The sequence below is a fragment of the Vogesella margarita genome, assembly GCF_028548475.1.
In the GTDB taxonomy this organism is placed as follows: Bacteria; Pseudomonadota; Gammaproteobacteria; order Burkholderiales; family Chromobacteriaceae; genus Vogesella; species Vogesella margarita.
This window is the reverse complement of record NZ_JAQQLE010000003.1, coordinates 12235-27942: the sequence shown is the minus strand read 5'-3', so window position 1 is coordinate 27942 and position 15708 is coordinate 12235. Positions and strand designations below refer to the sequence as shown.

The window sequence follows — 15708 nt, the reverse complement described above, 5'->3', positions numbered from 1 at the left end:
ACGGATGACGACAAGCGGCCTATCGGCCTGACGGACACCCTGGCACGAAAAACAGTCGGCGAGGCTGTAACCTTTTTGAGGACCGTCAGGTGCGGCTCACATCATGGACCGGGCGCCAGCGCCCAGCGAGAGTCCGGATAGATTAGAGCAAGCCTACTCTTGTCAGTATTGATCCGTTTTCTGGGGTTGCAAAACTCGGGCTGACCATAGATTTTTCATTCAGGCGTGCTGCGGTTCAGCCCGGCTTGCCGTCGGCACGTTTTTTCGCCAGCAACGGCAGGCCGAACCAGGCCCAGCCGAGCAGTCCCACGAGCAGGCTCAGCGCCGCCAGCACATAGCCGCGCAGGGCAAAGGCCGGCAGCAGGTCGGCGCTGACGCGCAGCAGCGCCACGCCGTGCAGTAACAGGTACAGCCACCACAGGCCACGGCTGGCCTGCAGCGGATGGCCGGCATGGCCCAGCATCACCCGCGAGGCAAAGCCGACCAGCATGGTGATGAAGAAGCCGACCGTCACCGCGTGCAGCCCGGTCAAGGACGACACCAGACCGAAATCTGCCAGCGTCAGCAGCAGGAAGGCCAGCGGCAGCCAGGCAAAGGCGAGGTGCAGCATGGCCAGCAGCGGCACGCTGCGGCTACGCCACGACTGCCAGCGATAGAGGCAAGTGGCGCTGAGGCCGCACAGCAGCAGGCTGGCCGGCCACAGCGGCAACTGGGCAATGGCGAGAGCGCCGTACAGCCAGCTGCCGCCGACCAGCGCCAGCAGCAGCCAGCGCGGCCGCCACACCTGGTAGGGTGCAATCACGCTCTGGGTGAAAAACGGCAGCATGCGATGGCTGACGGCAAGGAACACCGGCAGCAGGAATCCCCACAGTGCCAGATTGCGCATCCACCACCACGCCGTCGCCACATCGGCCAGCAGCCAGTACAGCATCGCCAGCAGGCCGCCGCAGCCGGCCAGCAGCGCGGCCAGTACCGCCTGCGCGTGCAGGCGGTCGGTCACCGTGCTTTGACTCAGCAGTTGCTGCATGGTCTGCGCCAGCAGCGACAGCGCTGCCAGCCACAGCAGCGCGGCGGCGGCCAGCCAGTAGTGCGAGCCGGGCAGCGCCGTCAATGCGCAGAGTAGGGCGGCGCACAACAACAGCGGGATCAGCACGCAGCGCCAGCGTGCCGGCGAGGCGGCGTTCAGCCAGCGCGGCGCGGCGGTGAGGATGAAGCCGGTCATGAAAAACGGAAACAGGCCGTACAGCATCAGCGCCGCATGTGCCTGCAGCGGGCTGAGCTCGCGGTGCAGGCTGGCGCCGTGCTGGCGCAGTAGCAGCTCGCTGCTCCAGGCCGCCAGCAGCAGCAGGGCGGCGAAGAGGCCGGGCAAGAAGGCCGCGCGGTGGGGAGTGGCGGCCAACCTTTGTAGCAGGGGGTGGGTGGTCATGTTGGCAATCCTGGCTTGGTGCAAAGCACAAGTGTCGGTAATCTTGACGCCCCTGCCCATGACGCGAATCAAGCGCACCGGCCACACCGGCGGATCGGTATCGGCGGCGGGAAGCGGCGAATTTCCGGACAAATCCGGCGCCTATCTATAAAAATATTTCTAACTGTCTGATTTTAGGTGATTTTATTGTGTTTGTGCATTGTTGGACATTTCAGGGAAATGTGTAAACGGATGTCGCAAAGAGGATATGGCCTGTTTCCATGATTGGATTAGAATCGGTAACAGACGCTGTTCACACAATAAATCCAGTACAGATTGCAATAAGGAACTATCAATGAGCACCAACGTTACCCGCGATACCTTTGACCAGGTCATGGTCCCGAACTACGCACCGGCCGGTTTCATCCCGGTCAAGGCTGCCGGCTCCCGCGTGTGGGATCAGCAAGGTCGCGAGTTCATCGATTTTGCAGGCGGTATTGCGGTTAATTCCCTGGGGCACTGCCATCCGGAACTGGTCGCCACGCTGACCGAGCAGGCAAACAAGGTCTGGCACCTGTCCAACGTGTTCACCAACGAGCCGGCACTGGAACTGGCCACGCTGCTGACCGAAACCACCTTCGCCGAGCGCGTGTTCCTGTGCAACTCCGGTGCCGAGGCCAACGAGGCCGCGTTCAAGCTGGCGCGCAAATACGCCGCCGACCACTACGGCGCCGACAAGCACGAGATCATCTCCTGCACCAACTCCTTCCACGGCCGCACCGTGTTCACCGTCAACGTCGGCGGCCAGCCGAAGTACACCGAAGGTTTTGGCCCGAACCCGGCCGGCATCACCCACGTGCCGTTCAACGACATCGACGCGCTGAAGGCCGCCATCTCCGACAAGACCTGCGTGGTGGTAATCGAGCCGGTACAGGGTGAGGGCGGCGTACTGCCGGCGACCCAGGCTTACCTGGACGCGGCGCGCGAACTGTGCAACCAGCACAATGCACTGCTGGTGTTTGACGAAGTGCAGACCGGCGTCGGTCGTACCGGTTCGCTGTACGCCTACCAGGAGTACAACGTGACTCCGGACATCCTGTCCTCGGCCAAGGGTCTGGGCGGCGGCTTCCCGGTGGGCGCGATTCTGACCACCAGCGCCATCGCCAAGAGCTTTGGCGTGGGCACCCACGGCACCACCTACGGCGGCAACCCGCTGGCGTCGGCGGTAGCCAAGAAAGTGGTCGAGATCGTCAGCCGTCCGGAAGTGCTGGCCGGCGTGCGCGCCAAGCACCAGCGTTTCGTCGACGGCCTGAACGCGATCAACGCCAAGTACAACGTATTCAAGGAAATCCGCGGCATGGGCCTGCTGATCGGCGCCGTGGTGTCCGACGAATTTGCCGGCCGCGCCCGTGAATTCCTGAAAGCCGCCGAAGCCAAACAGCTGATGGTGCTGGTCGCCGGTCTGTCGGTGGTGCGCTTTGCCCCATCGCTGGTGATCGAAGACAAAGACATCGACGAAGGTCTGGCACGTTTCGATGCCGCCATCGCCGAACTGGTTGCCGCCAACCGCGCCTGATTTCCGTTTCCGGAACCTAATCAATCTGCATTCTGGGGAACTCCGCTGCCGCCACGGCAGCGGAGCGGGGCTTGCTGCGCCCGGTTCCGGAACGCCACGAGGGAGAATTAACCATGTTGATCGTGCGTCCAGTACGCATTTCCGATCTGCCAGTCATTGAAACAATGGCGGTGGACAGCGGGATTGGCGTCACCAGCTTGCCGAACAATCGGGAAAAGCTCTACGAAAAAATCCAGACCTCGCTCGGCGCCTTCGAGCACGAGGCGGTGGCCGGCACCGGCCGTGAATACTATATGTTCGTGCTGGAAGACGACGGCCAGGTGGTCGGCACTGCGTCGATCAGCGCCTCCGCCGGCTTTGAAGAGCCGTTCTACAGCTATCGCAGTGAAACCATGGTGCACGCCTCGCGCGCACTGAAGGTGAACAACCGCATCCACGTGCTGAACATGTGCCACGACCTGACCGGCATGGTGCAGCTGTGCGGCTTCTACTGCCGGCCCAACCTGTCGCTGCGCGCGCTGGAATTGCTGTCGCGCTCGCGACTCCTTTATATGGCGGCCGCGCGCGAGCGTTTCGGTCGCCGCATCCTGGTCGAGATGCAGGGCATTCTCGACACGAACGCGCAGTCGCCGTTCTGGGACGCGATCGGTCGCCGCTTCTTCAATATGGACTTCCCGCAGGTGGAGCAGGCCTTCGCCCAGCGCAGCAAGACCTTTATCGCCGAGCTGATGCCGACCTACCCGATCTACGTGCCGCTGCTGCCGGATCAGGCGCAAAACGCCATCGGCCAGATCCACCCCGATTTCGAGCGTCCGTTCAACATCCTCAGCCGCGAAGGTTTCGAGGCCGACAACTACATCGACATCTTTGATGGCGGCGCGGTGCTGACCGCCGAGGTCGACCAGCTGTTCAGCATGCGCCACCAGCGCCGTGTACAGGTGGAAGTGTCGCCGGTGCTGCCGGAAGGTGCCGAAGAGATGGTGATCTCCAACCACCGCAGCGACCAGTTCGCGCTGGCCCAGGCGCACGCCAGCCTGGTGGACGAGGTGCTGTTCATTACGCCGGATACCGCGCGCGCGCTGTCGCTTGGCAGCGGCCAGGTCGCCTGTATCGCACCGCTATTGCAAGAAGAACAAGGGAGGGTTGCAGCATGATGGTGATTCGCCCGGTCAAGGCGTCCGACCTGGACGGCCTGATGGAGCTGGCGCGTAGCGCCGGCGTGGGTCTGACCTCGTTGCCGGTGAACGAAGAGCGCCTCAGCGCCCGTATCGCCCGCTCCGAGAAGAGCTTCAGCGGCGAGGCCGATCTGGCCGAACGCGGCTACGTGTTCGTGCTGGAGGACACCGCCAGCGGCCGTGTCGGCGGCATCTGCGCGCTGGAAGCGGCGGTCGGCCTGAAAGAGCCCTGGTACAACTACCGTGTCGGCACCATCGTTCACGCCTCGGAAGAGCTGGACGTCTACACCCGTCACGAAACGCTGTTCCTGTCCAATGACCACACCGGCTACTCCGAGCTGTGCACGCTGTTCTTGCACCCGGATTTCCGCGTCAACAAGAACGGCGGCCTGCTGTCCAAGAGCCGCTTCCTGTTCCTGGCGCAGTTCCCTGAAATGTTCGGCAAGGTGGTGGTGGCAGAGATGCGCGGCGTGTCCGATGCCGCCGGCAACTCGCCGTTCTGGGAGGCGCTGGGCCGCCACTTCTTCTCGATGGAATTCGCGCAGGCCGACTACCTGACCGGTGTCGGCCAGAAGGCTTTCGTCGCCGAGCTGATGCCGAAATTCCCGGTCTACATCGACTTCCTGCCGCAGGAAGCGCAGGCGGTGATCGGCCAGACCCACGACAACACCCGCCCGGCGGTGGCGATGCTGCACAGCGAGGGATTCCGCTACGAAGGCTACGTCGACATCTTCGACGCCGGCCCGACGGTACAGGCCTACACCCGCGACATCCGCGCGGTACGCGACAGCCGCCTGCTTGCGGCCAACGTTGGCGACAGCGCGGACGACGCGACCGGCTTCTATCTGGTGTCCAACACCGGCTTCGATGGCTTCCGCGTGCTGCTGGCCGAGCTGGCGCCTGGCGCGGACAGCGTGACGCTGAGCGCGGAACAGGCGGCAACACTGAATATCAAGCAGGGTGACGTGGTGCGCGTGGTGGCACTGTCGCCGAAGGAGACTGCATAAATGGCAACGCAATTCATCAACGGCAGCTGGTTGTCCGGTAACGGCGAGCAGCTGGAGAAGAACAACCCGGCCACCGGCATCCTGATCTGGCAAGGCCAGGCCGCCGATGCGCAGCAGGTCGACGCCGCCGTGCGCGCTGCGCGTGCCGCGTTCAAGGGCTGGGCGCGTACCGCGCTGGACGAGCGTCTGGCCGTGATACGCCGCTTCGGCGAACTGCTGAACAGCAACAAGGCGTCCCTGGCGGAGATCATCGCCAAGGAAACCGGCAAGCCGATGTGGGAAGCGCAGACCGAAGTCACCACCATGGTGAACAAGGTCGAGATCTCGATCAAAGCCTATAACGAGCGCACCGGCGAACGTGCCGCGGCTATGGGCGACGCGCAGGCGGTACTGCGCCACAAGCCGCACGGCGTCGTGGCCGTGTTCGGCCCGTACAACTTCCCCGGCCACCTGCCCAACGGCCACATCGTGCCGGCGCTGATTGCGGGCAACACCGTGATCTTTAAGCCGTCCGAGCTGACACCGTGGACCGCGCAGGAAACCGTGCGCCTGTGGCACGAGGCAGGCCTGCCTGCCGGGGTGATCAACCTGACCCAGGGTGCACGCGAAACCGGTATCGCGCTGGCCAATCACGACGGTATCGACGGCCTGTTCTTTACCGGCAGCTCCGGCACCGGCAACCTGCTGCACAAGAATTTCGCCGGTCGTCCGGAGAAGATCCTGGCGCTGGAAATGGGCGGCAACAATCCGCTGATCGTCGGCAATGTTGCGGATGTGGACGCCGCCGTGCATCACGTGGTCCAGTCGGCGTTCGTGTCCGCCGGCCAGCGCTGCACCTGCGCGCGCCGCCTGATGGTGGCCGAGGGCGCCGAAGGCGATGCCTTCATCGCGCGCCTGGTAGAGGTTGCGGCCAACCTCAAGGTCGGCCTGTATAACGACGAGCCGCAGCCGTTCATGGGTTCGGTGATTTCCACTGCTGCCGCCGATGCGCTGCTGAAGGCGCAGGCAACGTTGGCCGCAAGCGGCGGCAAGGTGCTGCTGGAGATGAAGCGCTTGTCCGAGGTGGGCGCCATCCTGTCTCCGGGCATCATCGACTCCACCCACGCCCAGCGTCCGGACGAGGAGTTCTTCGGCCCGCTGCTGCAGATCATCCGCTACCGCGATTTCGACCAGGCCATCGAGCTGGCCAACGACACCCGCTTCGGCCTTGCCGGCGGTGTGCTGTCCGACGATCGCGGCCAGTATGAGCGGTACCTGTTGGAAAGCCGTGCCGGAGTGGTGAACTGGAACAAGCCGCTGACCGGCGCCTCCAGCGCTGCACCATTTGGCGGCATCGGCGCCTCCGGCAATCACCGTCCTAGTGCCTATTACGCCGCCGACTACTGCGCGTGGCCGGTCGCATCGCTGGAATGCGACAGCCTGACCGTTCCGTCTCAACTTTCTCCGGGGATCGTACTGTGAGCAACGCTTTTGAAGTGAACTTCGACGGCCTGGTAGGCCCGACGCACAACTACAGCGGCCTGTCCTACGGCAACGTCGCCTCCACCGGCAACCAGAATGCCGCCTCCAACCCGAAACTGGCTGCCAAGCAGGGTCTGGCCAAGATGAAGGCATTGCACGACCTGGGCTTCAAGCAGGGCGTGCTGGCGCCGCACGAGCGCCCGGACGTGGCCTCGCTGCGCCTGCTGGGCTTTGGCGGCACCGATGCGCAGGTGATCGCCCGCGCCGCGAAGGAAGCACCGGCAATCCTGGCGGCCGCTACCTCTGCGTCGTGCATGTGGACCGCCAACGCGGCCACCGTCAGCCCGTCCGGCGACACCGCCGACGGCCGTGTGCACTTCACGCCGGCCAACCTGAACAACAAGTTCCACCGCTCCATCGAGCATCCGACCACCCGTCGCATCCTGCAGGCGATGTTTGCCGACGAGTCGCGCTTCGCGGTGCACCCGGCACTGCCGGCGCAGATGCACTTCGGTGACGAAGGCGCTGCCAACCATACCCGTTTCTGCCATGAGTACGACGGCGCAGGCGTGGAGTTCTTCGTGTTCGGTGCTGCTGCCTTCGATAGCCGCTATCCCAAGCCGGCGCGCTTCCCCGCGCGACAGACGCTGGAAGCCTGCCAGGCGGTGGCCCGCCTGCACGGTCTGAAAGAAGAGGGTGTGGTCTACGCGCAGCAGGACCCGGATACCATCGACGCCGGCGTGTTCCACAACGACGTGATCTCGGTCGGTAACCGCAACGTGCTGTTCCACCATGAGAAGTCTTTCCTGCATCAGGCCGAGGTGCTGGCCGAGCTGGATCGCAAGCTGGCCGCGGCCGGCGGCAACTTCATCGCCATCGAGGTGCCGGAGGCGGAAGTGACGGTAGAAGAGGCGGTGAAGAGCTATCTGTTCAACAGCCAGCTGCTGTCCAAGCCGGATGGCAAGATGATCATCGTGGTGCCGGAAGAGTGCCGCAATATCGAGCGGGTGTGGGCTTACCTGCAGAAGATGAGCAGTGCCGGTGGTCCGATCGACGAGGTGCGCGTGTTCGACCTGAAGCAGAGCATGCAGAATGGCGGCGGCCCGGCCTGCCTGCGCCTGCGCGTGGCGCTGTCGGCGGCGGAGATTGCGGCGGTCAATCCGAACGTGATGATGAGCGATGCATTATTTGGCACGCTTAATGCTTGGGTAGACCGTCATTATCGCGACCGCCTGTCGCCGGACGATCTGGCCGATCCGCAACTGCTCGTCGAGTGCCGTACCGCGCTGGACGAATTGAGCGGCATCCTGAAGCTGGGTTCGGTATATCCCTTCCAGTTGGTGTAATTAAATCCATCTGGAAAACTCATTTGCATACAGGCCGCCTGCGATCATGTCGCAGGCGGTTTTTTTATGTGTGAGTGCAAAAACAAATAAAATCGATTGTATACATAATCACTTTTTTCTATTTGCGCGAATTTGGTGTGCGGGTGATGCGGTTGTGATTCGAATTGAAACAAAAATGGTTCGTTTGCGAAAAGAAAGGAAAATTTTTAAAAGTAATGCGCGCGAAAAAGAACATCAAAAAAAGCCTTTGGTTGCAACGCAACATTGATTTGCAGGCAAGATTTTTTGCTGTTTTTTTCAATAAAATCAATAACTTGGAGTTTGTTATAAAAACAGTGAAAAAACCTGAATTTCTCAAGTTTTTCGGATTGACAGTCGATTGGATACGCTATCATAATCCGCTCGGCTTGTCGGATTGAAACCAACTGCCAACCTTTGCACAGAAGACGGTAAAAGAGGCTAAACCCCATATAAATCGTCGGGACAACCATCCTTAGGAGATCCCACCGTGGACATTTTTCTGCAACAGATCCTGAACGGCCTCGTGCTGGGTAGTATTTATGCCCTGATCGCACTTGGCTACACCATGGTGTACGGGATCATGGGCCTCATCAACTTCGCCCACGGCGAAGTCGTGATGTTTGGCGCCATGGTTACCATCACCGTTGTTACTACCCTGATGAATGCCGGTGTTGCGCTGCCGGGACCGATGCTGGTGCTGATCGGTCTGCTGGTCGCCATCCCCGCCTGCATGCTGCTGGGCTATACCATTGAGCGCGTGGCTTACCGCCCGCTGCGCAATGCTCCCAAGCTGGCGCCGCTGATCACCGCGATCGGCCTGTCCATCGTGCTGCAGCAGGTTGCCATCCTGATCTGGGGTCGTAACTACATTCCGTTCCCTGCCATCCTGGATCACGAAACCATCGAGATCTTCGGTGCCACCATCACCAAGCTGCAACTGGGTATCGTTGCCCTGTGTCTGCTGCTGATGATCGGCCTGCTGGTTGTGGTCGAGAAGACCAAGCTGGGCCGCGCGATGCGCGCCACCAGCCAGAACCCGGCCGTTGCCAGCCTGATGGGTGTCAACGTCAACACCATCATCTCCGCGACCTTCGTAATGGGTTCGGCGCTGGGTGCCATCGCCGGTGTGATGGTCGCCACCAACTATGACCAGGCTCACTACTACATGGGCTTCATGATCGGCCTGAAGGCGTTTACCGCCGCGGTGCTGGGCGGTATCGGCAACCTGGGTGGTGCGGTAGCCGGTGGCATCCTGCTGGGCATTATCGAAAGTCTGGGTGCCGGCTATATTGGTGACCTGACCGGTGGTTTCCTGGGTTCGCACTATCAGGACATCTTTGCCTTCGCTGTGCTGATCGTCGTTCTGATCTTCCGTCCTTCTGGCCTGCTGGGCGAGAAAATGGCCGATCGCGCCTAATAGGGAGAGACAAGTGAGCATGACTATGGATACCAACAAAAAACTGGCGGTCTTTATTGCCTCCGCCATCGTGCTGGCCGTGCTGCCGTTCGTGGTCGGCAATACCCTGGGTAACTCCTGGGTGCGCACCATCGACTTCGCGCTGCTGTATGTAATGCTGGCGCTGGGTCTGAACATCGTGGTCGGCTTTGCCGGTCTGCTGGACCTGGGTTTCATCGCCTTCTACGCCGTCGGTGCCTACACCTTCGCGCTGCTGGGCTCGCCGCACTTCGACATTCACCTGCCGTTCTACATCTCGATCCCGCTGGGCGCCGGTCTGGCCGCGATGTTCGGCTTGCTGCTGGGCACCCCGGTGCTGAAGCTGAAGGGCGACTATCTGGCGATCGTGACGCTGGGCTTCGGTGAAATCGTACGGATCTTCATGAACAACCTGAACGCCCCGGTGAACATCACCAACGGGCCGCAGGGTATCAACCTGATCGATCCGATCCAGGTCGGCGGCGTGTCGCTGGGCAAGGCCATCGAGGTATTCGGTTTCAGCCTGAACCCGGTTCACATGTACTACTACGTGTTCCTGTTCCTGACCGTGGTGGTGGTGATCATGGTTTACCGCCTGCAGCACTCCCGTATCGGTCGTGCCTGGGTGGCGATGCGTGAAGACTCGATCGCGGCGGCGGCAATGGGCCTGAACATCCGCAACATCAAGCTGCTGGCCTTTGCGCTGGGTGCGCTGTCCGGTGGTGTGGCCGGTGGCCTGTTCGCAACCTTCCAGGGCTTCATCTCGCCGGAATCGTTCGGCCTGCTGGAATCGATCATGATCCTGGCCATGGTGGTACTGGGCGGCATGGGTCACATCCCTGGCGTGATCCTGGGTGCCGTGGTACTGACCATTGCGCCGGAAGTCCTGCGTGACGTGATCGGCCCGCTGCAGATGCATACCTTCGGCAAAATGATTGTCGACCCGGAAAACGCACGGATGCTGCTGTTCGGCGCAGCGATGGTGATCATGATGCTGGTTCGTCCGGAAGGGATGTGGCCGTCCAAGCGTCGTGCTGCTGAATTCAAAGATGCGAAGAAAGGTTAAGCCATGTCTGAAGTTTTGCTGAAAATCGAAGGCATCAACAAGCGTTTTGGCGGCCTTCACGCACTGAGTAATGTCAGCCTGCACATCAACAAGGGTGAGATTTACGGCCTGATCGGTCCTAACGGCGCCGGCAAGACCACCATGTTCAACGTGCTGACCGGCCTGTACACCCCGGACGAGGGCAGCTTCACCTTCGACGGCAACGACCTGTTCCGCGCGCCTCCGCACGTGGTGGTGAAGACCGGTATCGCGCGTACCTTCCAGAACATCCGTCTGTTCCACGAGATGACGGCGCTGGAAAACGTGATGGTTGGCCGCCACATCCGCTCCAGTGCCAACGCGCTGGGCGCGGTGCTGCGCAACAAGTCCACCCGCGACGAGGAAGCGGCGATCGAGGCCAAGGCCTGGGAGCTGCTGCGCTATGTCGGCATCGACGATGTCGCCTACGAGCGTGCCAAGAACCTGTCCTACGGTCACCAGCGTCGTCTGGAAATCGCCCGTGCGCTGGCTACCGAGCCGAAGCTGCTGGCACTGGACGAACCGGCCGCCGGCATGAACCCGAGCGAGACCGAATCGCTGAAGGCGTTGATGGAAAAGATCCGCGACGGTGGCGTCACCGTGCTGCTGATCGAGCATGACGTGAAGCTGATGATGGGCCTGTGCGACCGTATCGCCGTGCTCGACTATGGCAAGAAAATTGCGGAAGGTGTGCCCGAAGTGGTACGTAAAGATCCGAAAGTGATCGAGGCTTATCTGGGAGTGGCACACGAATGAGCATTCTAGACGTCAAGAACCTGCAGGTTTCCTACGGCGGCATCCAGGCCGTCAAGGGCATCGACTTCCACATCAACAAGGGCGAGCTGGTGACCCTGATCGGTGCCAACGGCGCCGGCAAGACCACCACGCTGAAAACCCTGGTCGGCATGGTCAAGATCGCCGGCGGCAGCATCAGCTTTGACGGCAAGGACACCACCAGCATCGCCACCCACGATTTCGTGCGTAACGGTCTGGTGATGGTGCCGGAAGGCCGCGGCATTTTCGGCAAGCTGACGGTGGAAGAAAACCTGCAAATGGGCGGTTTCCATCGTAACGACAGGGATGGCATCCAGCGCGACATCGAGCGCGGCTACGAGCTGTTCCCGCGTCTGAAAGAGCGCCAGAAGCAGCTGGCCGGCACCCTGTCCGGTGGCGAACAGCAGATGGTGGCGATGGCGCGTGCGATCATCTCGCAGCCGAAACTGCTGTTGCTGGACGAACCGTCGATGGGTCTGGCACCGCTGATCGTGGAAAAGATCTTCGAGATCATCCAGATGGTGGCCGCCGAAGGCGTGACCATGCTGCTGGTGGAACAGAACGCCAAGCTGGCGCTGCAGGTATCGCAGCGCGGCTACGTGATGGAAAGCGGCAAGATCAGCATGAGCGGCCCGGCCAAGGAACTGCTGGACGACGAGCGCGTGCGTAACGCCTACCTCGGCGGTTAACTCCGTCCGGACACGGGGCGGCCAGCCGGCCACCCCGTGTCGCGAGAACAATAACCATGCTTGACACCCTCAGCCCCGATGTCCTGCTCCGGCAGGCGCTCGGGGCTTTGTTTTTTCCGCCGCTCAACGGGCTGTTGCTGCTGCTGGCCGGTCTCGGCTGGCAGCGGCGTGCGCCGGTGGCCGGCCGTTATCTGTTGCTGCTGGCGCTGCTGTTGAGTTATCTGCAGGCGACGCCGTGGCTGGCGATGCGGCTTAACGGCGCGCTGGAAACGTTTGCGCCGGCCACGCTGGCACAGGTACGCACTACCGGCGCCATCGTGGTGCTCGGTGGCGGCCAGCGGCCGGCGCCTGAGTATGCGGCCAACGTGCCGTCCGGCGACAGCCTGGCGCGCTTGCGCTATGGCGCCTATCTGGCGCGGGCCAGCGGCCTGCCGCTGCTGCTGACCGGCGGCGCGCCCAATGGCGGCGAGGCCGAGGCCGTGGTGATGGCGCGTACGCTGCAGCAGGATTACGGCATCACCGCGCGCTGGGTGGAAGCCGCCGCAGAAACCACCGCCGACAATGCCCGCCTGTCCGCCGCGCTGCTGCGCGAGGCCAGGGTTGGCCGCATTACGCTGGTGACGCAGGCCTGGCACATGCCGCGTGCACTGCCTGCATTTAGCGCCGCCGGCCTGCAGGTGGTGGCGGCGCCGACCGGCTACAGCCGTTATGACGGCATCTGGCTTCAGCACTGGCTGCCGAGCGGGCGCGCGATGCAGGAGGTTTACCAGGCGGAGCGCGAATGGCTGGGGCTGTTGTATTATCGCCTGCGTTCCCTCATCACAGGATTGACGATATGAAGACCGGCGCACTGATCATCGGAGACGAACTTTTGTCCGGCAAACGCCAGGACAAGCACATGCAGGCGCTGATCCGCCTGCTGGCGGAACGCGGCATGAAGCTGGCCTGGGCCGAGTATCTCGGCGACGATCCGGCACGCATCGAGGCGGCGCTGCGGCGTGCCTTCGCCAGCGGTGACCTGGTGTTCAGCTTCGGCGGTATCGGCGCGACGCCGGACGACCACACCCGCGCCTGCGCCGCGCGAGCGCTGGACGAGCCGCTGCAGGTGCATCCCGAGGCGAAGCTGCTGATCGAGGGCCGCTTTGGCGCCGACGCCTATCCGCACCGCATCAATATGGGCACGCTGCCGGCCAGCGCGCGGCTGATCCCCAATCCGGTCAACCAGATGCCCGGCTTCTCCTGCGGCGATGTGCACTTCGTGCCGGGCTTCCCCAATATGGCGTGGCCGATGGTGGCGTGGGTGCTGGATTCGCAGTACCGCGCGCTGTTTTCTGATCACCCGGACGTGGAGCAGGGCTGCATCGCCATCGATGCGCGCGAGGGCGACCTGATCACGCTGATGCAGGAGTTCGTCGCGCGTTATCCGGCGCTGCGCTTCTCCAGCCTGCCCAACTTCGGCACCGACGCCATCCCTCAGATGCACATCGAGTTCGGCTTCAGTGGCCAGCCGGCGCTGGTGGCGATCGCGCTGGACGAGTGGCGCAAGGCGCTGCTGGCCAAGGGCTACGAGGTGCGCGACAAGCCGGCCGCCTAGCCGCCGGCATCGGTACAGGAAAAAGGTTGGCCGCAAGCAGCAATGCTTGCGGCCAACCTTTTGTTCTTGTGCGCGACCTTGCCGGATGCCGCCGGCAGCCGGGGTCTAGTTGACGAAGCGCATCGAGAAGTCGATCGCGCGCACGTCCTTGGTCAGCTTGCCGACGGAAATGCGGTCGACGCCGGTCTCGGCGATGGCGCGCACGCTGTCCAGGTCGACGCCGCCGGAGGCTTCCAGCTGCGCGCGGCCGGCGCTGCGGCGCACGGCTTCGCGCATCTCGTCCAGCGACATGTTGTCGAGAAGGATCAGCGGGCAGGCGGCGGCCAGCGCCTCGTCCAGCTCGGCCAGGTTTTCCACTTCCACCTGCAGCGTTACGTGCGGCGGTGCGATGGCGCGCGCGGCGGCGATCGCCGCGGTGATGCTGCCGTTGGCGATGATGTGGTTTTCCTTGATCAGGATGCCGTCGTAGAGGCCGACGCGCTGGTTGGCGCCGCCGCCGACGGTGACGGCGTACTTCTGCGCGAGGCGCAGGCCGGGCACCGTCTTGCGGGTGTCGTGGATCATGGCGCGGGTGCCGGCGACGGTGTCGACATAACGGCGCGTTTCGGTGGCCACGCCGGACAGCGTCTGCAGGAAGTTCAGACCGCTGCGCTCGGCGGTGAGCAGCGCCTGCGCCGGGCCACTGAGGGTGCACACCACGTCACCATTGGCGATGCTGGCGCCTTCGGCGACGTGCCACTGCACCTGGCAGCGCGCGTCGATCTGGCGATAGCACTCTTCCAGCCACGCCTGGCCGCACAGTATCGCCGTCTCGCGCGCCACGATGCGCGCCTCGCCCGGCAGGTTCGGGCACAGGGCGGCGGTCCAGTCCTTGTCGCCGATGTCTTCGGCTAGGGCAAGGCTGACGGAGTGGGCGATCAGGTGCTGGGCGGGCAAGGTCGGCATGATGGTCTGGGTCCGGGGCAAAGAGCGCGATTTTACCCCGCTTTGGCGTGGCGGTGGGGCGCTCTGCTATGATGCAGTTCTGTCGCCCGTCCTGATCCGCCGATGAATTTTCCCGATACGCTGTTTTCCCCGCCGCTGTTGTGGGCTGCCACCGGCCTGATGTTGCTGCTGCTGTCATGGGCGGCGTGGCGAGTGCCGTGGCGCACGCTGCCACACGGCGCGGTTAGCGCCTGGTCGGCGGCCTGCGTGCTGCTGGCCATGATGTGGCTGGTCAAGGCCGGCCTGCAGCCGGGTCTGTCGTTTCACCTGCTGGGCGCGGTGATCTTCACCCTGCTGATGGGGCCGGCGCTGGCGCTGCTGGCATTGGCGCTGGTGCTGCTGTTGCAGGTGGTGGCGGGGCAGCTCGACTGGCTGGCAGTGGGGCTGAATTTTTGCGTCACGCTGCTGCCGGCGGTGGCGGTGACGACGCTCGCGCTGCGTCTGGCGCAGCGTTATCTGCCGGCGCACCTGTTCGTCTATGTGTTCGTCAACGCCTTTCTCGCCGGCGGGCTGAGCCTGATTGTCGCCGCCGCCAGCGGCATGGCGCTGCTGTGGCTGCTGGGGGTGTACGACGGGCCCTACCTGCTGGACAACGCGCTGCCGTTCTATTTCCTGCTGTCGTGGTCGGAGGCGTTTACCAGCGGTCTGGTGCTGTCGATCATGGTGGTGTACCGGCCGCAGTGGGTAAGCAGTTTCGATGACGCGCGCTATCTGGCGCGATGACTGAAAGGGGAGTGTGATGCAGTTTGCGTTCTGGGCCATCCTGCTGGCCGCGACGATGCCGTTGTTGTGGGCGGTGCTGGCCAAAAGCGGGCCGGGTTTCGACAATCACCAGCCGCGGCTGTATCTCGCCGGCCTGCATGGCTGGCGCCAGCGTGCGCAGTGGGCGCAGCAGAATTCCTGGGAGGCGTTCGCGCCGTTTGCCGCCGCCGTCATCGTCGCCTACCTGATGATGGTGACGCCGCAGCAGCTGGATGCGGCGGCCGCGGTGTTCATCGTGGCGCGCCTCGGCTACGGCGTGTGCTACGTCGCCGACTGGGCCACGCTGCGCTCGCTGTGCTGGACGGCGGGCTTTGGCGCGGTGGTGTACCTGTTCCTGGCGGCCGCGCATTTGCTGTGAAGCCGGTGGCTGGAAAGCAATGCGGCCAACCTTGTCC

General features: G+C 63.2%; 16 protein-coding genes. 14 read left to right on the top strand and 2 right to left on the bottom strand.

Going from position 1 to position 15708, the window contains the following annotated elements:
• Positions 1–235: 235 nt before the first annotated feature.
• Entirely contained in the window at positions 236–1426 is a 1191-nt protein-coding gene (locus PQU96_RS04970; RefSeq protein WP_272771144.1) for an NnrS family protein, read from the bottom strand.
• A 334-nt stretch (positions 1427–1760) separates the two neighbouring features.
• On the opposite strand from PQU96_RS04970, the gene PQU96_RS04965 reads away from it, so the two are divergent.
• The 12 genes from PQU96_RS04965 to PQU96_RS04910 all read left to right on the top strand — a co-directional run bounded on the left by PQU96_RS04965 (position 1761) and on the right by PQU96_RS04910 (position 13567).
• A complete protein-coding gene (locus tag PQU96_RS04965; RefSeq protein WP_272771143.1) occupies positions 1761–2981 on the top strand; it encodes an aspartate aminotransferase family protein in 1221 nt (406 codons plus the stop codon).
• Between the two features lie 113 nt (positions 2982–3094).
• A complete protein-coding gene (gene aruF, locus PQU96_RS04960) occupies positions 3095–4135 on the top strand; it encodes an arginine/ornithine succinyltransferase subunit alpha (RefSeq protein ID WP_272771142.1) in 1041 nt (346 codons plus the stop codon).
• On the top strand, positions 4132–5163 hold the full coding sequence (gene astA / locus PQU96_RS04955; protein WP_272771141.1) for an arginine N-succinyltransferase: 1032 nt from the start codon (positions 4132–4134) through the stop codon (positions 5161–5163). Before aruF ends, astA begins: the two co-directional genes overlap by 4 nt.
• On the top strand, positions 5164–6624 hold the full coding sequence (gene astD / locus PQU96_RS04950) for a succinylglutamate-semialdehyde dehydrogenase (protein ID WP_272771140.1): 1461 nt from the start codon (positions 5164–5166) through the stop codon (positions 6622–6624). It begins immediately after the preceding gene.
• On the top strand, positions 6621–7970 hold the full coding sequence (gene astB / locus PQU96_RS04945; RefSeq protein WP_272771139.1) for an N-succinylarginine dihydrolase: 1350 nt from the start codon (positions 6621–6623) through the stop codon (positions 7968–7970). Before astD ends, astB begins: the two co-directional genes overlap by 4 nt.
• A 46-nt stretch (positions 7971–8016) precedes the next feature.
• Positions 8017–8238, top strand: a complete 222-nt coding sequence (locus PQU96_RS04940; protein WP_272771138.1) for a hypothetical protein — start codon at positions 8017–8019, stop codon at positions 8236–8238.
• A 240-nt stretch (positions 8239–8478) separates the two neighbouring features.
• Entirely contained in the window at positions 8479–9408 is a 930-nt protein-coding gene (locus PQU96_RS04935) for a branched-chain amino acid ABC transporter permease (protein ID WP_272771137.1), read from the top strand.
• Positions 9409–9427: 19 nt separating this feature from the next.
• Positions 9428–10492 carry an ABC transporter permease subunit gene (locus tag PQU96_RS04930; protein ID WP_272771136.1) on the top strand — a complete coding sequence of 355 codons (1065 nt, stop codon included), beginning with the start codon at positions 9428–9430 and terminating at the stop codon, positions 10490–10492.
• 3 nt (positions 10493–10495) lie between these two features.
• Positions 10496–11266, top strand: coding sequence for an ABC transporter ATP-binding protein (locus tag PQU96_RS04925; RefSeq protein WP_272771135.1), 771 nt, complete (start codon positions 10496–10498; stop codon positions 11264–11266).
• A complete protein-coding gene (locus PQU96_RS04920; RefSeq protein WP_272771134.1) occupies positions 11263–11973 on the top strand; it encodes an ABC transporter ATP-binding protein in 711 nt (236 codons plus the stop codon). The genes PQU96_RS04925 and PQU96_RS04920 overlap by 4 nt, the downstream gene beginning before the upstream one ends.
• Positions 11974–12029: 56 nt before the next feature.
• A complete protein-coding gene (locus tag PQU96_RS04915; RefSeq protein ID WP_272771133.1) occupies positions 12030–12812 on the top strand; it encodes a YdcF family protein in 783 nt (260 codons plus the stop codon).
• Positions 12809–13567 carry a competence/damage-inducible protein A gene (locus PQU96_RS04910; RefSeq protein WP_272771132.1) on the top strand — a complete coding sequence of 253 codons (759 nt, stop codon included), beginning with the start codon at positions 12809–12811 and terminating at the stop codon, positions 13565–13567. The genes PQU96_RS04915 and PQU96_RS04910 overlap by 4 nt, the downstream gene beginning before the upstream one ends.
• A 105-nt stretch (positions 13568–13672) precedes the next feature.
• On the opposite strand, the gene nadC is transcribed toward PQU96_RS04910, so the two are convergent.
• The gene (gene nadC, locus PQU96_RS04905; RefSeq protein ID WP_272771131.1) at positions 13673–14512 is read right to left on the bottom strand and encodes a carboxylating nicotinate-nucleotide diphosphorylase; all 840 of its coding nucleotides are present in this window, start codon (positions 14510–14512) and stop codon (positions 13673–13675) included.
• A gap of 102 nt (positions 14513–14614) precedes the next feature.
• Here nadC and PQU96_RS04900 point away from each other — a divergent pair, with 102 nt between their 5' ends.
• Positions 14615–15274, top strand: coding sequence for an energy-coupling factor ABC transporter permease (locus PQU96_RS04900; protein WP_272771130.1), 660 nt, complete (start codon positions 14615–14617; stop codon positions 15272–15274).
• Positions 15275–15290: 16 nt separating this feature from the next.
• On the top strand, positions 15291–15671 hold the full coding sequence (locus PQU96_RS04895) for an MAPEG family protein (protein WP_272771129.1): 381 nt from the start codon (positions 15291–15293) through the stop codon (positions 15669–15671).
• The last annotated feature ends 37 nt before the right edge of the window (positions 15672–15708 follow it).

Excerpts from the sequence above, each read along its gene's own strand:
- PQU96_RS04915 (WP_272771133.1), top strand. The coding sequence starts at position 12,030 with ATGCTTGACACCCTCAGCCCCGATGTCCTGCTCCGGCAGGCGCTCGGG.
- astD (WP_272771140.1), top strand. The coding sequence starts at position 5,164 with ATGGCAACGCAATTCATCAACGGCAGCTGGTTGTCCGGTAACGGCGAG.
- PQU96_RS04930 (WP_272771136.1), top strand. The coding sequence starts at position 9,428 with ATGACTATGGATACCAACAAAAAACTGGCGGTCTTTATTGCCTCCGCC.
- PQU96_RS04965 (WP_272771143.1), top strand. The coding sequence starts at position 1,761 with ATGAGCACCAACGTTACCCGCGATACCTTTGACCAGGTCATGGTCCCG.
- PQU96_RS04900 (WP_272771130.1), top strand. The coding sequence starts at position 14,615 with ATGAATTTTCCCGATACGCTGTTTTCCCCGCCGCTGTTGTGGGCTGCC.
- aruF (WP_272771142.1), top strand. The coding sequence starts at position 3,095 with ATGTTGATCGTGCGTCCAGTACGCATTTCCGATCTGCCAGTCATTGAA.
- PQU96_RS04925 (WP_272771135.1), top strand. The coding sequence starts at position 10,496 with ATGTCTGAAGTTTTGCTGAAAATCGAAGGCATCAACAAGCGTTTTGGC.
- astA (WP_272771141.1), top strand. The coding sequence starts at position 4,132 with ATGATGGTGATTCGCCCGGTCAAGGCGTCCGACCTGGACGGCCTGATG.
- PQU96_RS04940 (WP_272771138.1), top strand. The coding sequence starts at position 8,017 with ATGTCGCAGGCGGTTTTTTTATGTGTGAGTGCAAAAACAAATAAAATC.
- PQU96_RS04920 (WP_272771134.1), top strand. The coding sequence starts at position 11,263 with ATGAGCATTCTAGACGTCAAGAACCTGCAGGTTTCCTACGGCGGCATC.
- nadC (WP_272771131.1), bottom strand. The coding sequence starts at position 14,512 with ATGCCGACCTTGCCCGCCCAGCACCTGATCGCCCACTCCGTCAGCCTT.
- PQU96_RS04970 (WP_272771144.1), bottom strand. The coding sequence starts at position 1,426 with ATGACCACCCACCCCCTGCTACAAAGGTTGGCCGCCACTCCCCACCGC.
- PQU96_RS04910 (WP_272771132.1), top strand. The coding sequence starts at position 12,809 with ATGAAGACCGGCGCACTGATCATCGGAGACGAACTTTTGTCCGGCAAA.
- PQU96_RS04895 (WP_272771129.1), top strand. The coding sequence starts at position 15,291 with ATGCAGTTTGCGTTCTGGGCCATCCTGCTGGCCGCGACGATGCCGTTG.